Source organism: Candidatus Cloacimonadota bacterium, assembly GCA_020532085.1.
Classification (GTDB): domain Bacteria; phylum Cloacimonadota; class Cloacimonadia; order Cloacimonadales; family Cloacimonadaceae; genus Syntrophosphaera.
In genome coordinates, this window is record JAJBAV010000025.1 from 1 (window position 1) to 14334 (window position 14334).

Sequence of the window (14334 nt, forward strand, 5' to 3'; positions counted from 1 at the left end):
CTAACCATATCCACCAGAGTGAGTTAATTACCTCCAGGTTTCAGCATGAAGATCGGAGGGATATTGGCGTAGGGGCTGTTTGGCTAAACAACAAAATTGAGTGTCCACTATTTCAGGACTTGACAGGTTCCCAGAAAAATATCAGCGGAGAAGAAAAGAAATTCTGACTCCAACAAATAACTTGACTAAATATTGGCCTTCGCCGAAGTGAGCTTAATAACTTCCGTTCAGATACCAGACTTCAAGTATGACAAGGAGCCGACCATGCGCGACCTACTGTTAATTGTACTTTTGTGTCTGTCCCTGCTTTCCCTGTTCGCGGAAAGCGGAACCACCCCCAGCAAAGTTTCATCCCCCCGGATCGAGCCGGCGGAGCCTCTGCCCGCTCCGGTTCCCGTGATCATCGACCGCAACGAGCCCAAGGAAGGCATTCCGGTGGTGATACCGGAACCAACAATCTACCGTCCGGTTCTGATCGACCGCAATGGGCCGAAAGTCGCTGACACTTATACAGCGCCGTTTACGGTGCCTCCGGAACTGATCCCCACCATCAAGGACCGCAACGAGCCGAAGGATAAGATCGCCAAATCCGGCGGCCAGTCTCCACTCTACGATCCTGACTCATATGAGCCGGACAATTCCTCCACCCAATACACCGCCATCAATGTCTACTCGGATATATCAACGCAAGAACATACCATTCACACCGACAGTGACCAAGACTGGTTCCGCTTTCAGGGAGTCGCGGGACGGATCTACACCTTCATGTCGACAGGCACCATAGACGTAAGGATATATCTCTACGCAGATGACGGAGTCACTCTGCTGGGAGAGGATGACGATGACGGGGGCTACCCCAATTTTTATCTGCAATTCGCCCCCGCCACCACGGCGTATTACAAGCTGAAGGTGGATGCCTTGTACATGAATCAGGGCATCTACACCTTTCATTATATCTTCGGTGCTGTGCCTGACAGCTATGAGCCGGACGATACGTCCTCCGAAACCACCACGATCGATGTTTACCCGGTGCTGTCCAGCCAGAACCATACGCTGCACAGCAATGCAGATCAAGACTGGTTCGAGTTTTATGCCTATACCGGCCGGATCTACACCTTTGAATCCACCGGCACCACCGACACCCGGATCTATCTCTATCAGTGGGATGGGACCACCCAACTTGGCTATGATGACGACGGTGGCATAGGAGCCAATTTTCTCCTCCAGTTTTCACCCCCCGCGACAGATTATTACAAGATCAAGATCGTGCCTTATCCCGGTTCGGGAGGCGTGTATGTGTTCAACTACAGCTACGGCGCCAACGCCGACAGCTATGAGCCGGATGACTCCACCACGGATTATACCGACACAAATGTCTACTACTATCATCAAGTGCAGAACCACACTCTGCACAATACCACGGACCAAGATTGGCACCGTTTCTACGCCTATGCCGGAAACATCTACAAGTTCAGTTCCAGCGGCAACACTGATGTCCGGGTTTACCTCTATAACGATGCCGCTACTACAATCCTGGCCGTGGATGATGACGGCGCCGGTTACCCAAACTTTTACCTCTCCTACGCCATTACCACAACCGGCTATTACAAACTGAAAGTTGATGGCTACGGTGGCACTGTGGGAGCCTATGATTTTCATTACTGGTGGGAACTGCCTCCGGACGCTTTCGAGCCGGACAATTCCGCCGGCGATCCCACCCCTCTCACCCCCGCCTATGCCTACCAGTACCAGGCGCACAACCTGCACAATACCACAGACCAGGACTGGTACTACTTCGTGGGCGTCCCCGGCTGCGTTTACACCTTCTACTCCACCGGAGGGATCGATAACCAGATCTACCTCTATCAGGAAGACGGGATCACTTTGATAGATTGGGATGATGACGACGGGGATGGAAACAATTTCAACCTGCAGTTCGCGCCCACAACCTACGAAATCTACATCCTGAAAGTGGTGGGTTATAACGGCGCTGTGGGGCCATACACCTTCTACTTCAACCACGCTGCCCCCCTGGACGCTTACGAGCCGGACAACTCCTCCAGCCAGTACAGCAGCATCTCTTTCTCCTCCACCGCCCAGTTTCAGTCTCACACCCTGCACACAGATACCGATCAGGACTGGTTCCGCTTTTACGCCATCAGCGGCGCGGGAAAGTACTATCAAATTTCGTCCCTGGGCTACACCAACACCCAGGTCTACCTCTATCAGGATAACGGCACAACATTGGTGGCTTGGGATGAAGACGACGGCACCGACAGCAATTTCTATATGCAGTTCGCGCCTGTCTCCACCGGCTGGTACAAACTGAAGATCACCGGCCATACCGGAAGTGTGGGCGCTTATCAATTCCGCTTCATCATGGAAGGGCTCTATGACGATTATGAACCTGACGACTCGGCCACCCAGCCCACCGTCCTGAATCCCACTCTTTCCGACCAATTCCAGTATCACGCCTTCAACAACAGCACCGACGAGGACTGGTATATCTTTGAGGGCAAAGCGGGCAAGACCTACACTTTCTACTCCACCGGATCGGTGGATGCCCAGGCCTGGCTTTACGACAGCGATGGCCCTTCATTCATCTTGTACGATGATGACGGAGCGGGCTATCCTAACTTCCAGCTGGTCTACACTCCAACCGTCACAACCTACTACCTGATCCAGGTCACCGCCCTGGGCGGAGAGGTGGGGAGTTACCAATTCCATTACCAGTACAGTGTTGCCGCGGATGCCTATGAGCCGGACGAATCGGTGGCCGATCCCACCGCCCTGACCGTATTGGCGGACCTGCAGACTCAGGCGCACTCCCTCCACACCACCACCGACCAGGACTGGTACCGCTTCCAGGGCCTGGCGGGACGGACCTACCACTTCTATTCCACCAGCGGGACAGACACTCAGATCTACCTCTACGCCGATAACGGGACCACCCAGCTGGCCTGGAACGATGACAGCGGGACCTTCCCCAATTTCCACCTGGTGTTTGCCCCGACAGCGACCGCGTATTACACCCTGAAAGTGGTTGGCTGCCTGGGCGATGTGGGAGCCTATGGCTTCAACTACTACTACAGCATCGGCCTCACCGTGCCGCAGAATGTGGCCATCAACCGCTCCGGCACCAATTTCACCCTCAACTGGACCGCGGTGCCTGGAGCGGTGTACTATCTGATCGAGTACTCTGTCAATCCCTACACCGGATACGCTCCCATAGCCGGCACAAGCAATACCTCTGTGACCGTGTCGTCAAACGAGCCCTACATATTCTTCCGGGTCAGAGCATCGGATACCCCAACGCCCTGATCCTGGCTTCTTCACTTGGGGGTGGGTGATCCCCGCCCCCTTTCATAGGTGTAGCATAAGCTTCAGCTTGTTGGGTGCCCGGAATTCATTCCGAGGCACAATGAACAGGTTTCAGGAAACCACATAAAGGACTCGAAAAAAGAAGGTAATGGTGGGCCTCGAGATAACTCCCGGCCCCCAACAAGCTGAAGCTAATGTTACATTCTTTTGGGCCTGCTATTCTCCTGCGATGATGAACACCTCCTCCACGCTTTTACTAAAGACGCGGGCGATCTTCACCGCCAAAAGCAGTGAGGGAAGGTATTTGCCGGCTTCAAGGGCGATGATGGTCTGGCGGGTGACGCCCACTTTTTGGGCCAGCTCTTCCTGAGTCATTTCGCCGCTCTCGAAACGCAGCCGGCGGATCTCGTTCGTGAAACCTGGATCATGCCTAAACATTGATCACTCCGCGTTTGTAGAGCACGAGGATGGAGGCGGTCCAGAAGAGATAGAGCGAGATCCAGCTGTAATAGGCCAGGTTCAGCACCTGCTGCAGAGGGACCGCGAGCGTGTTTCGGTGCAGGAGATAGAGCACCACCGCGTAAACGAAAACCACGGTCAGGACACCATGGATGGCGATCATGGCGGACTGGTAGCGGATGGTTTTGTCCATCTCATCGAGGGCCTTGAAGCGGAAATTCAGGAAGATGCGGATCGCCCAGAGCGAGACGTTGAAAAGGGCGAGCAACACCAGGGTGAACTCGAGGTTGAAAGCCCCCAAAGCGGGGAGGGGAATGGCTTTGAGAACGATGAAGACGATGCTGCTGAGCAGGGTGAACAGCGCTTCCTTTTGCTGGATTAGCATGATGATACTCCTGAAACAATACTGAGTCCGGCCTTTGCGGCCATGAGAATGGCGATGTCAACCGGACAGGACACAATGAATGTCAGGCCTTACATATTGTCAAGTATTATTTACATTGTTTCAATCTTGAGGCTCGTCAAAAAACCAGGCAGGTAAGCCCGCAGGGCGACAAAAGATCATCACAAACACATTCTGTCGCCTACAAGGGGCTCAGAGGATTTCTTGATCCGCTGACGAGGGGTTCCGTTCGCTGCGCTCACTGCACGCCCTCGCTATCGTTCTGTCGCCTCTGCGAGGCTGCATTGGCGATCGGTAAAGCGTTTCGAGGGGTTTTGAAACGTCTGAAGCCGTTTCTTCACACCCCCGCCATAGTCTGTCGCCCTCTGGGCTTACCAGTGATGTTCAACAAGCGTAGCGCCTCAGTCCCAGCCCTCGGCTTCGCGCAAACCGTACTGTTTGTCCACCTGGCGGATGATGGCGTCGAGGATGGGCTCGCCGGTGTCGTAGACGTCGAAAGGCTTGAAACCCAGATACTTGTCCCACTGTCCGGCCACGTAATCGTGGGAGACCACGCGGTACACCATATCCGGGATGAGCTGTTCGCCGTTCACCGTATAGCGGTTTTGCCAGGGTAGGTCTTCGTCGGAGGGCAGGCTTTTGATCACCCGCGTATCGAAGCCCAGGCCGGCCACTTCGCAGATGTCGTGCGGTTGTTCCACGGCGTGCCGGGCGTTGAGCTCATCCAGGTAGATGAGGTCGCGGCCCCAGCAGGAAAAGACGGTGACGGTGTTGTTGAAGGGCGCCAGTTCGTGCAGGTCACGCAGGGTGACAGCCCCGGCGGGGATGGTTTTACGCAGGCCGCCGTTGTTGATGATGGCCAGGTCGGGTTTGTAGATGTCCATATACTCGGCTTTCAGGGCGTTCGCGACCCAGCGCGAGAGGGCCGTGGACCGGTATTTGTCCGGCACCCATTCCTCGGGGAGGTAGCCGATGATCCTCTGCATCTGCACTTCCACCAGAGCGATCTTTTGCTTCACGTACTCCGCCAGGGGGCTGATGAACACCCGGGAGCGCGTTTCCAGCGGGACCAGCTGGTTTGAAAGCGAGACCACGCGGTCGTTTTCGACCTCCAGGTCCGCCTGGCCCAGCCAGTTCAGGTGCGAGCCGCTGTAGAGCAGGTATTTGTCGTTGATGCGGAAGGGCTCTTCGGCGCGGATGTGGTCGTGCCCGCCGATGATGAGGTCCACCCGGTCGTCGAGGCTCATGGCCAAAAGGCTGTCGGCCTCAAAACCCTGATGGGTGAGTACCACGATGAGGTCGCTCTTGAGGTCCACCTCGTCCAGATACATGTTGATGGCGTCGGCTGGGGGCAAAATGCGCACGCTGCTCACGTTCTGGGCCTTCACCTTTTCCGGCAGCAGTTCGAGGGTGATGCCCAGGACCCCGATCCGCAGTCCGTCCTTTTCGATGATGACAAAAGGCCGGCCTCCAACTGGTTGGCGGGTGCTTTTGTCCAGCAGGTTGGTGCACACGAAGGGATAGTTGGCCCGCGTGGCCAGGTCGCGGGTGTTGGAATAGGAAAAGTCGAATTCGTGGTTGCCGAAGACGCTGGCGTCGAGCTGGAGCCGGTTAAAGACCTCGATCACCGCGCCGCCGTGGACGTTGTCATCCACCAGCGAGGCGAAGATGGAGCCGGTCTGCTGGTCGCCGCTGTCCAGATAGACAGAGCGGGGATGGGCGGACCTGGCCGCGGTGAGGATCTCTTCCAAAACAAGGTAGCCGCCACGATTGAGGCCGGCAGTTTCATCCCATTTGGCTTCATAAACTCCGTGGCTGTCTCCGGTGTAAAAGATGCTCAGAGGCAGCGCGCCCAAACTGGTGGCCGCGGCCAAAGCCAGCAGCAGTAAGTAGTTTAAATGTTTCATCCCGTGTTCCTTTGCAAAATCCCCTTGGCAGCGTGTGCGGAAAAACGCGCGCAGGTGTTTCTCTATATTACCCACCCAAGCCGGATATCCCTCAGCCTGATTGTGTCAAGCGGAAAATCCGCGAAAAAGCCAAAACCGGCCGTATGGTCCGCGCTTGTACTAAACTGGGTCAAGCCGCTGCCGGTTTTTTGCCTCAAGGAAATCCAGCCACTCCCGGTCCGCGTTTGTATCTTTGATCATGGCAGGTTCCTTATGGTGACAAGATAGGCCCCGGGCGGCGCTCGCGCAAGTCGGCAGAAAACGGCACAGAATCATCGCTGAACCCCAAACCCCTTTGCCTTGAGCGCGGATGGCTGTTTTCGAAGACCGGATGGGAGATGCTGCCGTGGGAGAAACATTGACCGGAATTGGTCTGGATTTTGCATAAACGAGATGCAACAACCGTGGGAGGTTGCGGATGACAACATTTTTCCGGACCGACTCTGATGGGGCCCTGATCTACCCCGTGTTTCTGGGCATGCGGGGCTGTCCCGGCAGATGTGTGTATTGCGACCAGGACAAGCTTTCCGGCAGCGAAGGTTTCGATCCCGAGCGGGCGGTGGCGGAGGTGCGGGAATTTGTGGAGCGCCATCCGGACCGCGCCAAGCAAGTGGCTATCTACGGAGGCACTTTCACCGCTCTGGAACAAGATCTGAGGGAGGAACTGCTGCGTTCGCTGGGGGCGGTTTGTGACGGATCCACCAGTTTCCGGATCTCCACCCATCCCCTTTACGTAAGCAATGAGATCCTGGCCCACTGCAAACATTGGAACATCCGCACCATCGAACTGGGGGTGCAGGATTTCAACGCTGCCGTGCTGGCCGCTTCCTGCCGGGGCTACAGCGGCAAGGATGCCCTGGAAGCCGCTTACCGGGTGAAAGAGCAGGGATTTGAGCTGGGGGTGCAACTGATGCCCGGCCTGCCCGGATGGACGCAAGCCAGCCTGGCAGAGAACAGGAAAGTTCTGGAGGAGCTGAAGCCCGACCTGCTGCGCCTCTATCCCCTCATCGTGATCCGCGGCACCGCGTTGGAAAAACTTTTCAACTCCGGCGATTACCTGCCCCTCAGCTTGGAAGAGGCTGTGGCGCAGTGCGCGGATTATTATCCCGTGGCCGGGCGGGCTGGCACCCGCATCATCAAAGTGGGGATACCCTCGAACCTCGATCCGGCCGAGATTGCCGGCGGGCCCTGGCATCCAGCCTTTGGCGAACTGGTGAAGGCCGAACTGGTGGCCCGGAAAGTGCTGGCCATCGATCCGCAGGAAGATGCCGTCACGGTGAGCCGCGAGGAGATCCGCCTGCTGAAAGCGCACGGCGGGGCGGCCCTGGCCAAAGTTCAGGACTGGTTCGAACTGCACTCCTGACCGGGCTTGCGGACTCTGCCGCGGATCGAACGCGAAAGATTGTGCTTGCAAAAAACCGGAAAGCGGTTAAGGTATTTACAGCCTACAGACCCTACATAGAATGCCCTCCAATGCGTGGGAACACCGCCCGGTGCTTCCCACGTTTTTTTTCTCCCGGCAGCCTGTTTGTCAACGGCGGTGAGAGGATTTGCGTTTACCCGTCGGCTTTGCCGGATCAAGCTGGGATTGCTGGGCAAGCGGTTTTGCCGGGCAAATTTTTCATTGACATCCTGCCCGGCCCGGCCAATCTTGGTGGCACTTGAAGACAGGGAGAAAAAAGTGGAAGAACTGCTGAGGCTTGACATAAAAAGCCTGTTTTACGGAGACAAGACCATCCTGCGTGACCTTGAGCTGAGCGTTTCCAAGGGCGAAAGGATCCTGATCGTGGGTGCCACCGGAGCGGGGAAAAGCTCGCTGCTGAAGACGCTCAACCTGATGAACCAAAGTTACGAGGGCCGCATCCTTTTGCAGGGAGAGGACCTGCGCGGATATGAGCCAGAGGTTTTGCGCAGCCGGATCTGCCTGGTGATGCAGGAACCTTTTCTGGAGCCGGGAACGGTGCAGGAAGCCCTGGACGCTCCACTGCACTACCACGCATTGCGCCACCGCGATCTGACCGGCCGGGACCAGCGGGTGAAAAACCTCTTCAAGAGCTTCCAACTGGGCTCAGAACTGATGGACCAGAGCAGCGAAAAGCTTTCCGGCGGGGAAAAACAGCGGGTGGCCCTGATCCGCGCTTTGCAGTTGAATCCCGAGGTGCTGCTGCTGGATGAGATAAGCTCCGCCCTGGACCAGAAAACCTCCGCCATCATTTCTGACTGCGTTTTCAGCACCTATCCCGGAACGGTGATAGCGATCTCCCACGATCCGCTCTGGCAAGACCGCTGGCAGCGGATCTGGAGTCTGGAAGGCGGAACCCTCAAAGACAGGGTCCGAGGGAGGCAATAATGGATATCAGTTATCTGGGACTCGGCCTGTCGGCGCTGCTACTGGTTTTTCCCCTGCTCATCTTCTGGCATCTGAAGCTGGACCTCAGCAAACAGCTGTTCACCTCCTTCGCCCGCATGATCGTACAGCTGGCTGTGATCGGCCTGGTGCTGCAATTCATCTTTCAGCAAAAGAACCTCTGGCTCACCCTCCTGTGGATGCTGGTGATGATCACCAACGCCATCTTCACCCTGCGGGGCCGGCTCAAATTTCAGCGCCGGTTGCTGCTGCCCGTTCTGATCATGGCTTTGGGCACAGCCAGCCTGGTGGTGATGCCCTGGGTGCTGCTGCTGGTGGTAAGGCCCCAACCCTTTTTTGATCCCACCTACGCCATCCCCATCTACGGCATGGTGCTGGGCAACAGCATGAACAGCTGCGCCCTGGCCCTTGAGCGCTTTGAAAGCGGCTTCAGCGACAATTGGCCAGCCTATTACACGCGGCTGAGCTTGGGCGCCAGCCTCTGGGAAGCGATACTGCCGGCCTTTAAAAAAGCGCTGCACGCCGCGCTGCTGCCGCAATTGCTCACCATTGCCTCGATCGGCGTGGTGAGCCTGCCCGGCATGATGTCGGGCCAGATCCTTGGCGGAGCTTCGCCCTTGGTGGCCATCAAATACCAGATGATGATCATGATCTGCATCTTCAGCGGAGTGACCCTCACGGATTATCTGGCCATCCGGATCTATCTGAAACGCCGCTTCGACAAATACCACCTTCCCGTCGAAGGCTGAGCTTCACTGGCCTTTTTTACTGCCCGGAAACACCGCCAAACTGAAACCGGAAAAAGATTACGGGCATGGGCAACGAAAAACCTTGACAACAGAGCACGCTGCCTGAATGAGTTTTCGCGGTGATAAATTTCCAAGTCCGCTCTGGCGGCAAGGATCAAACAATATGAGAAGATGCCTCTATGCCATGATGGGCCTGATGCTGCTGCTCGGCGCCTGCGACATCAACCTGAAACCGCAGCTGCCGGATTGGGACGTGGACCTTACCCTGCCGCTGCTGAACGAGCGTTTTCTGGTTTCCGAGCTGGTGGACAGCGTGAACGTGGTTATCGGCGAAGACGACGTGCTAACCATCACCGCCACAGGCGAGGCCTCCACTCCCGATTTCGGCGAAGTGAATTTCACTCCCGACATCGTTTTGGAAAACCTGCCGCTGCTTTCCGGGATCGACATCCAGACCACGGTGCCGCTGGTTGACCCCACCGGCACGGTGTTCATTGCCTACGGCCATCTGGAGCAGGGACACCTGGATTTCAACATCAACCTGAACGACCCCGTCAATTCCAGCGTGACCTTGATCCTGCCGGACATCACCACTCCCACGGGCGGGCCCCTCACCATCAACAGCAATGACAACCCGAACTGGCAGTCCGTGAACCTGAAAGGCTGCCAGGTGGGCGTGGAGAATTCGGGCCAGATCCTCGACCTGCTGCAGGTGCATCTCATCATCGAGTCGAATCAGCCGGACGGCACGCCGCTGGGCACCGGGGGCATCCGCATCAACACCCAACTCGGCAGCGACTATTTCCAGGGCTATCTCTACAACTATGTGCGCGCCATCGACGGCACCTACGCCTCCATCGACATCGATTACCCCGAGAATTTTGAGGAGGCGGTGATCCTGCAGGAAGCGAAAGTGAGCCTGCAACTCACCAACGAAGTGGGTTTCGGCGCCACCTTCCACGGCCAGATCCACGCCGTGAACGCCCAGACCGGCCAGGAACGCTGGGTGGACGTTTTGGACGATGCCGGCCAGCCCTTTTTCGTTTATCCCGCGGAAACGAGCGGGCCGGTGATCACCGCGCTCAGCTTCTCCAACGGCATCAGCGAGGTGCTGCAGATCATGCCCAGCCGAGTGGAACTGGTGAACGGATATCTGCTCATCAATGGCGGCCACGACGGCACTCCCGGTTTTGTGAGGGAAACTGAGAGGATACATTGCCTGTATCAGGTTGACCTGCCCTGCCACTTTGTGCTGAACGAATACGTCTTCACCATGCCCACGCCCACCCAGATCTCCGTCTCCGCCGAAACCCAAAGCCAGATCCTGAACCGGTTGCTGGCCGCCAACCTTACCGTGGAGGCCACCAACCACATTCCGGTGGGCGCCACCGCCACCCTCTATGTGGGCAACTCCGAGCTGATCGATCCCGCCGATCCAGCCAGCTACAGCTTTGCCAAGCAGGTAACCCTGCACTCCTCGGAATATGAGGGACCGGAAGTGAACGCGGACGGAGAACAGCTGATCAACCTGGCGCTGAGTTCGGATGAGCTGGAGGTGTTCGGGCATCCCGAGGTTTACGTGCTGGCCTCGCTGAGCCTGGAGCCCAGCGTGGGTTCCGTGGTCATCCACGCCTCGCCGGCCGACTACATACAGATCCGGGGCATGCTCACGGCGAAAGTTCATGTTTCGGAGGACCTGCTGTGAAAAAGCTGATCTTCCTGGCCGCCCTGCTGGCTTGCCTCACGCTGCTTCCCGCCACCACCTTCACCTCCAAATCGCTGCTCTTTTCGGACAGCTACATGCTCCGCGCCCGCGGCTGCGACGCCAACTATTGGAACCCCGCCCTGCTTAACAAGGAAGATGGTGACATCTGGATCCCGGTGCTGAATCTGGGCATCTTTGCCGGCAACAACTCCATCGACGTGAATCTATACAACTTCGTGACCAGCGAGGAATACCTCGACGACGCGGATAAACAGCGGATCCTGGACGCCATCGACGAACGCGTGGCCCTCAGCGTGGGCGGGCAGGTGGCGCTGTTCGGCTTCACCATGGGTAACGTGGCCCTCAGCAGTTCCGTGCATGTGGGCGCCAAGGCCGCTTTCGACGAGAAGTATCTGGAACTGCTGCTCTACGGCAACGGCGATGGCAGCGAGGTCTTCGAGTTTTCCCGCGAGGACAACTACGCGGAAGCGCTGAGCTATCTGGACCTCACCGTGGGGGTGGGCGACATCCGGCTACCCCTGCCGGAATCCATCCCGGACATCGACCTCGGCTTTGCCGTGAGCGCGCTGGGCGGGCTTGGCAACACCACCACCAAAAATTTCGAGGGCCGCCTCTCCGCCAATCTGGACGGCCTCACCGTGCATCAGGACGTAACCCAACTGGCCAGCGCCGGAGGTTATGGCGCCAAGGGACTCATAGGCCTCCACAGCGAGCCGGTGACCAACCTCCACGTGGGCGTAACCTTGGACAACATCCTCGGCTTCATCAAATGGGGGCTGGTGCGCGAGGAATTCAGCTATCACTTTGCCGCAGACAGCCTTTACGCGCTGGATCTGCTGGACGGTACCGAGGGCCTCTACACCTCGTCTTACGAACAGATGAAGGCCGATCCCTTCACCACCAACATCCCCATGGAAATGCGCCTCGCCGCGATGTTCAAAACCAAACAGATATCTCTCTCAGCCGATTACATCCAGGGTTTCGGCGATTCCGCCGAGATCAGCCGCCAGGGCCGTTTCGCCCTCGGCGCTGAACTGAGGCCCATCCCCATCCTCTCTTTCTTCCTGGGTTACGGCTCGCCCAATGATTCATATCCCTGGCGCACCTCCCTCGGCATCGGACTGAACTTCAAAGTGATCGAATTCGGACTGGGGTTTCAGTCCATCGAACAGTTTTATCCCGGATTTTCCACCAAGGGGCTGGCCGTTGCCACCTATTTCAACATAAGGACCTGAACCTGACCTACGCTGTCATCATCCTGGTGGCCCTGCTGCTGGCGGGCTATTACTACTGGCGCACCCGCCCGGAGCTTTCCCGCGGCCGGCGCTGGCTGCTCTTCCTGCTCCGTTTCATCAGCCTGGCTGTGTTGCTGCTGTTGCTGCTCAGCCCCATTCTGTATTACCTCCGCTCCCTGAGCGAAAAACAGCAGGTTCTGGTGCTCACGGATGTCTCCGCCAGCATGGACCTCAGCGGCCCCGCCACGGGGGCCAAAAAGGACTGGCTGAGCGCTCCGGGCAAGGAACTGGCCGACAAATTCGCCGCCGCCGGCTACGAACTGCATCACTACGATTTTGCCACCGGACTGGAGCCTGATCGGGACAACACCCTGCTGGCCCCGGCTTTGGCGAAACTGGCCAAAGAGCACGATTTCAGCCGGGTGAAAGGAGTGGTACTGCTTTCGGACGGCTGGCTGCGCGACGCTTCCCTGCAGCAGGTGAAGCAGCTTGGCAGTCCCTTTTACGCCCTCGCCGACACCATGGCGCCCCAAACGGCGGATTTGAGCGTCACTCGCAGCATCACCAACCGCCAGGCCTACCGTAACGAGCCCACCCTCATTCGCGCCGAAGTCAATTCCGCCAACTACAACGGCCCCGCCACCGTGAAGCTCTGGCAGGGCAATTCCCTGCTCGGCAGCCAAAGCGTGCAGCTGAAAAGCGGCGTCTCCGCGAACGTGGATTTCACCCACCGCTTTGCCCAAACCGGCTTCTTCCCCTTCCGGGTGGAGGTCGTGGCCGCCGGCCTGGGCGAACGCTCCCAAAACAACAACAGCTGGCCGGGCGCCATCGAGGTCCTCAGCGACAAACAGCGCGTGGTGGTGCTCTCCGACAGCCCCGCCTGGGACAACAAGTTCACCCTGGACGCCATCGCCGCCAATCCCCGCTGGTCTGCCTCGCATTACCGGATCCAGGGCGGCCGGGCCTATGCCGGGGAAGCAGCGGCCGGAAACCTGCCCGCGCAGAATCTTGCCGCGTTGGTACTGATCAACAACGGCAGCCTCCAGCTGAGCGGAAACCTGCTCACTTACGTGACTTCCGCCCACAAACGCGGCGTGGGCATCCTCTGGCAGGGCCTGCCGCTGCCGGAACTGGCCTCGGTTTTGCCCCTGCAGAGGTCCAACATCACAGCTTCCTATCAGGGATTTCTCGCCCTCTCTCCGGCCGCGGCCAAATATCCCATGCTCAGTTTCGACGCCGCGGAACTCAGGAACGTTCCACCCCTTGATTATTACTACGTTACGGCCTCCCCGAGGGCGGAAGTGCTGGGCAGCATCGACAACGCCCAAAACTCCCCCGCCATTGCCGTAAGCACCTCAGGCGGCGCCAAAACCCTCGCCCTGGCTTTTCTCAACCTTTGGAAATGGCAGCTCCAAAGCGCCGCCGGCGGCTACCAGAAACTGCTGGCAGACGCCATCACCTGGCTGGCCAACACCTCACCGAGCGGCTACGAGGCCATCCACAACGGCAGCTATTTCCTGGGTGAGGAGATCAACCTTCGCCTCCGCGCCCAGGACGATATCCGCGCCCTGCGCCTGGACCTCAATCCCCAGCTATTGGTCTCTGACGTTTCCGGGAAAGAGGTTTTTCGCGATTACCTTACCCAAAGCGAGGGGGAATACTCCGCCCGCTTCAGCCTGGACAAGGCAGGAGCTTACAGCTTCCAGATCACGGACAAGGTGAGTGGTGAAAAAAGCGATGGACGCTTCAACGTGGCCAATTCCTCCATCGAATCCCGCGATTTCGATTTCAACCTCCCCCTGCTCTCCTGGCTGGCCTCGGACACCGGCGGGAAACTGCTAAGTCCCGCTTCCCTGAAAGAGTTCCAGCCTCTGCCTGCCCAAACCAAAACCCTCGACCAGCGCTCAGACATCCCCCTCTACCGCAAGTGGTGGGTGCTGGCCGCCTTCATCCTCTCCTTCTGCCTGGAACTCTTTTTCCGCCGCAGATGGGGATTGCTCTGACTTCGGGACTGGCGACGGATTCCATCTTTTCCCTACGCGATTTCTTCCTCCTTTTGTAACACAGAGACGGGGAGACACAGAGGCACAGAGGGGAGTGAGGTGGTTGCGGCATGCATGTCCGGCT

The 14334-nt window shown here is 57.8% G+C and carries 10 protein-coding genes; 7 read left to right on the forward strand and 3 right to left on the reverse strand.

The features are described 5' to 3' along the window. Positions 1–264 precede the first annotated feature (264 nt). On the forward strand, positions 265–3321 hold the full coding sequence (locus tag LHW45_07435; protein MCB5285403.1) for a hypothetical protein: 3057 nt from the start codon (positions 265–267) through the stop codon (positions 3319–3321). Between the two features lie 216 nt (positions 3322–3537). On the opposite strand, the gene LHW45_07440 is transcribed toward LHW45_07435, so the two are convergent. The 3 genes from LHW45_07440 to LHW45_07450 form a co-directional block, all read right to left on the reverse strand. After that, complete coding sequence (locus LHW45_07440; GenBank protein MCB5285404.1) at positions 3538–3759, reverse strand: helix-turn-helix transcriptional regulator; 222 nt, start codon at positions 3757–3759, stop codon at positions 3538–3540. Continuing rightward, positions 3752–4165 carry a hypothetical protein gene (locus LHW45_07445; GenBank protein MCB5285405.1) on the reverse strand — a complete coding sequence of 138 codons (414 nt, stop codon included), beginning with the start codon at positions 4163–4165 and terminating at the stop codon, positions 3752–3754. Before LHW45_07445 ends, LHW45_07440 begins: the two co-directional genes overlap by 8 nt. 419 nt (positions 4166–4584) lie before the next feature. Further along, positions 4585–6090: a bifunctional metallophosphatase/5'-nucleotidase gene (locus LHW45_07450; protein MCB5285406.1), complete on the reverse strand. Its 1506-nt coding sequence runs from the start codon at positions 6088–6090 to the stop codon at positions 4585–4587. A gap of 457 nt (positions 6091–6547) precedes the next feature. Between LHW45_07450 and LHW45_07455 the strand changes: the two genes are divergently transcribed. From LHW45_07455 to LHW45_07480, 6 genes are all read left to right on the forward strand, one after another. After that, positions 6548–7492, forward strand: a complete 945-nt coding sequence (locus LHW45_07455; protein ID MCB5285407.1) for a radical SAM protein — start codon at positions 6548–6550, stop codon at positions 7490–7492. A 318-nt stretch (positions 7493–7810) separates the two neighbouring features. Beyond that, a complete protein-coding gene (locus LHW45_07460; protein MCB5285408.1) occupies positions 7811–8479 on the forward strand; it encodes an ATP-binding cassette domain-containing protein in 669 nt (222 codons plus the stop codon). After that, positions 8479–9246, forward strand: coding sequence for an iron export ABC transporter permease subunit FetB (gene fetB, locus LHW45_07465; protein MCB5285409.1), 768 nt, complete (start codon positions 8479–8481; stop codon positions 9244–9246). Before LHW45_07460 ends, fetB begins: the two co-directional genes overlap by 1 nt. Before the next feature lie 163 nt (positions 9247–9409). Continuing rightward, the gene (locus tag LHW45_07470; GenBank protein ID MCB5285410.1) at positions 9410–10951 is read left to right on the forward strand and encodes a hypothetical protein; all 1542 of its coding nucleotides are present in this window, start codon (positions 9410–9412) and stop codon (positions 10949–10951) included. Then, positions 10948–12207: a DUF5723 family protein gene (locus LHW45_07475; protein ID MCB5285411.1), complete on the forward strand. Its 1260-nt coding sequence runs from the start codon at positions 10948–10950 to the stop codon at positions 12205–12207. Before LHW45_07470 ends, LHW45_07475 begins: the two co-directional genes overlap by 4 nt. Before the next feature lie 26 nt (positions 12208–12233). Then, complete coding sequence (locus tag LHW45_07480) at positions 12234–14210, forward strand: hypothetical protein (GenBank protein ID MCB5285412.1); 1977 nt, start codon at positions 12234–12236, stop codon at positions 14208–14210. The last annotated feature ends 124 nt before the right edge of the window (positions 14211–14334 follow it).

Excerpts from the sequence above, each read along its gene's own strand:
- LHW45_07435 (MCB5285403.1), top strand. The coding sequence starts at position 265 with ATGCGCGACCTACTGTTAATTGTACTTTTGTGTCTGTCCCTGCTTTCC.
- LHW45_07450 (MCB5285406.1), bottom strand. The coding sequence starts at position 6,090 with ATGAAACATTTAAACTACTTACTGCTGCTGGCTTTGGCCGCGGCCACC.
- LHW45_07470 (MCB5285410.1), top strand. The coding sequence starts at position 9,410 with ATGAGAAGATGCCTCTATGCCATGATGGGCCTGATGCTGCTGCTCGGC.
- LHW45_07455 (MCB5285407.1), top strand. The coding sequence starts at position 6,548 with ATGACAACATTTTTCCGGACCGACTCTGATGGGGCCCTGATCTACCCC.
- fetB (MCB5285409.1), top strand. The coding sequence starts at position 8,479 with ATGGATATCAGTTATCTGGGACTCGGCCTGTCGGCGCTGCTACTGGTT.
- LHW45_07440 (MCB5285404.1), bottom strand. The coding sequence starts at position 3,759 with ATGTTTAGGCATGATCCAGGTTTCACGAACGAGATCCGCCGGCTGCGT.
- LHW45_07445 (MCB5285405.1), bottom strand. The coding sequence starts at position 4,165 with ATGCTAATCCAGCAAAAGGAAGCGCTGTTCACCCTGCTCAGCAGCATC.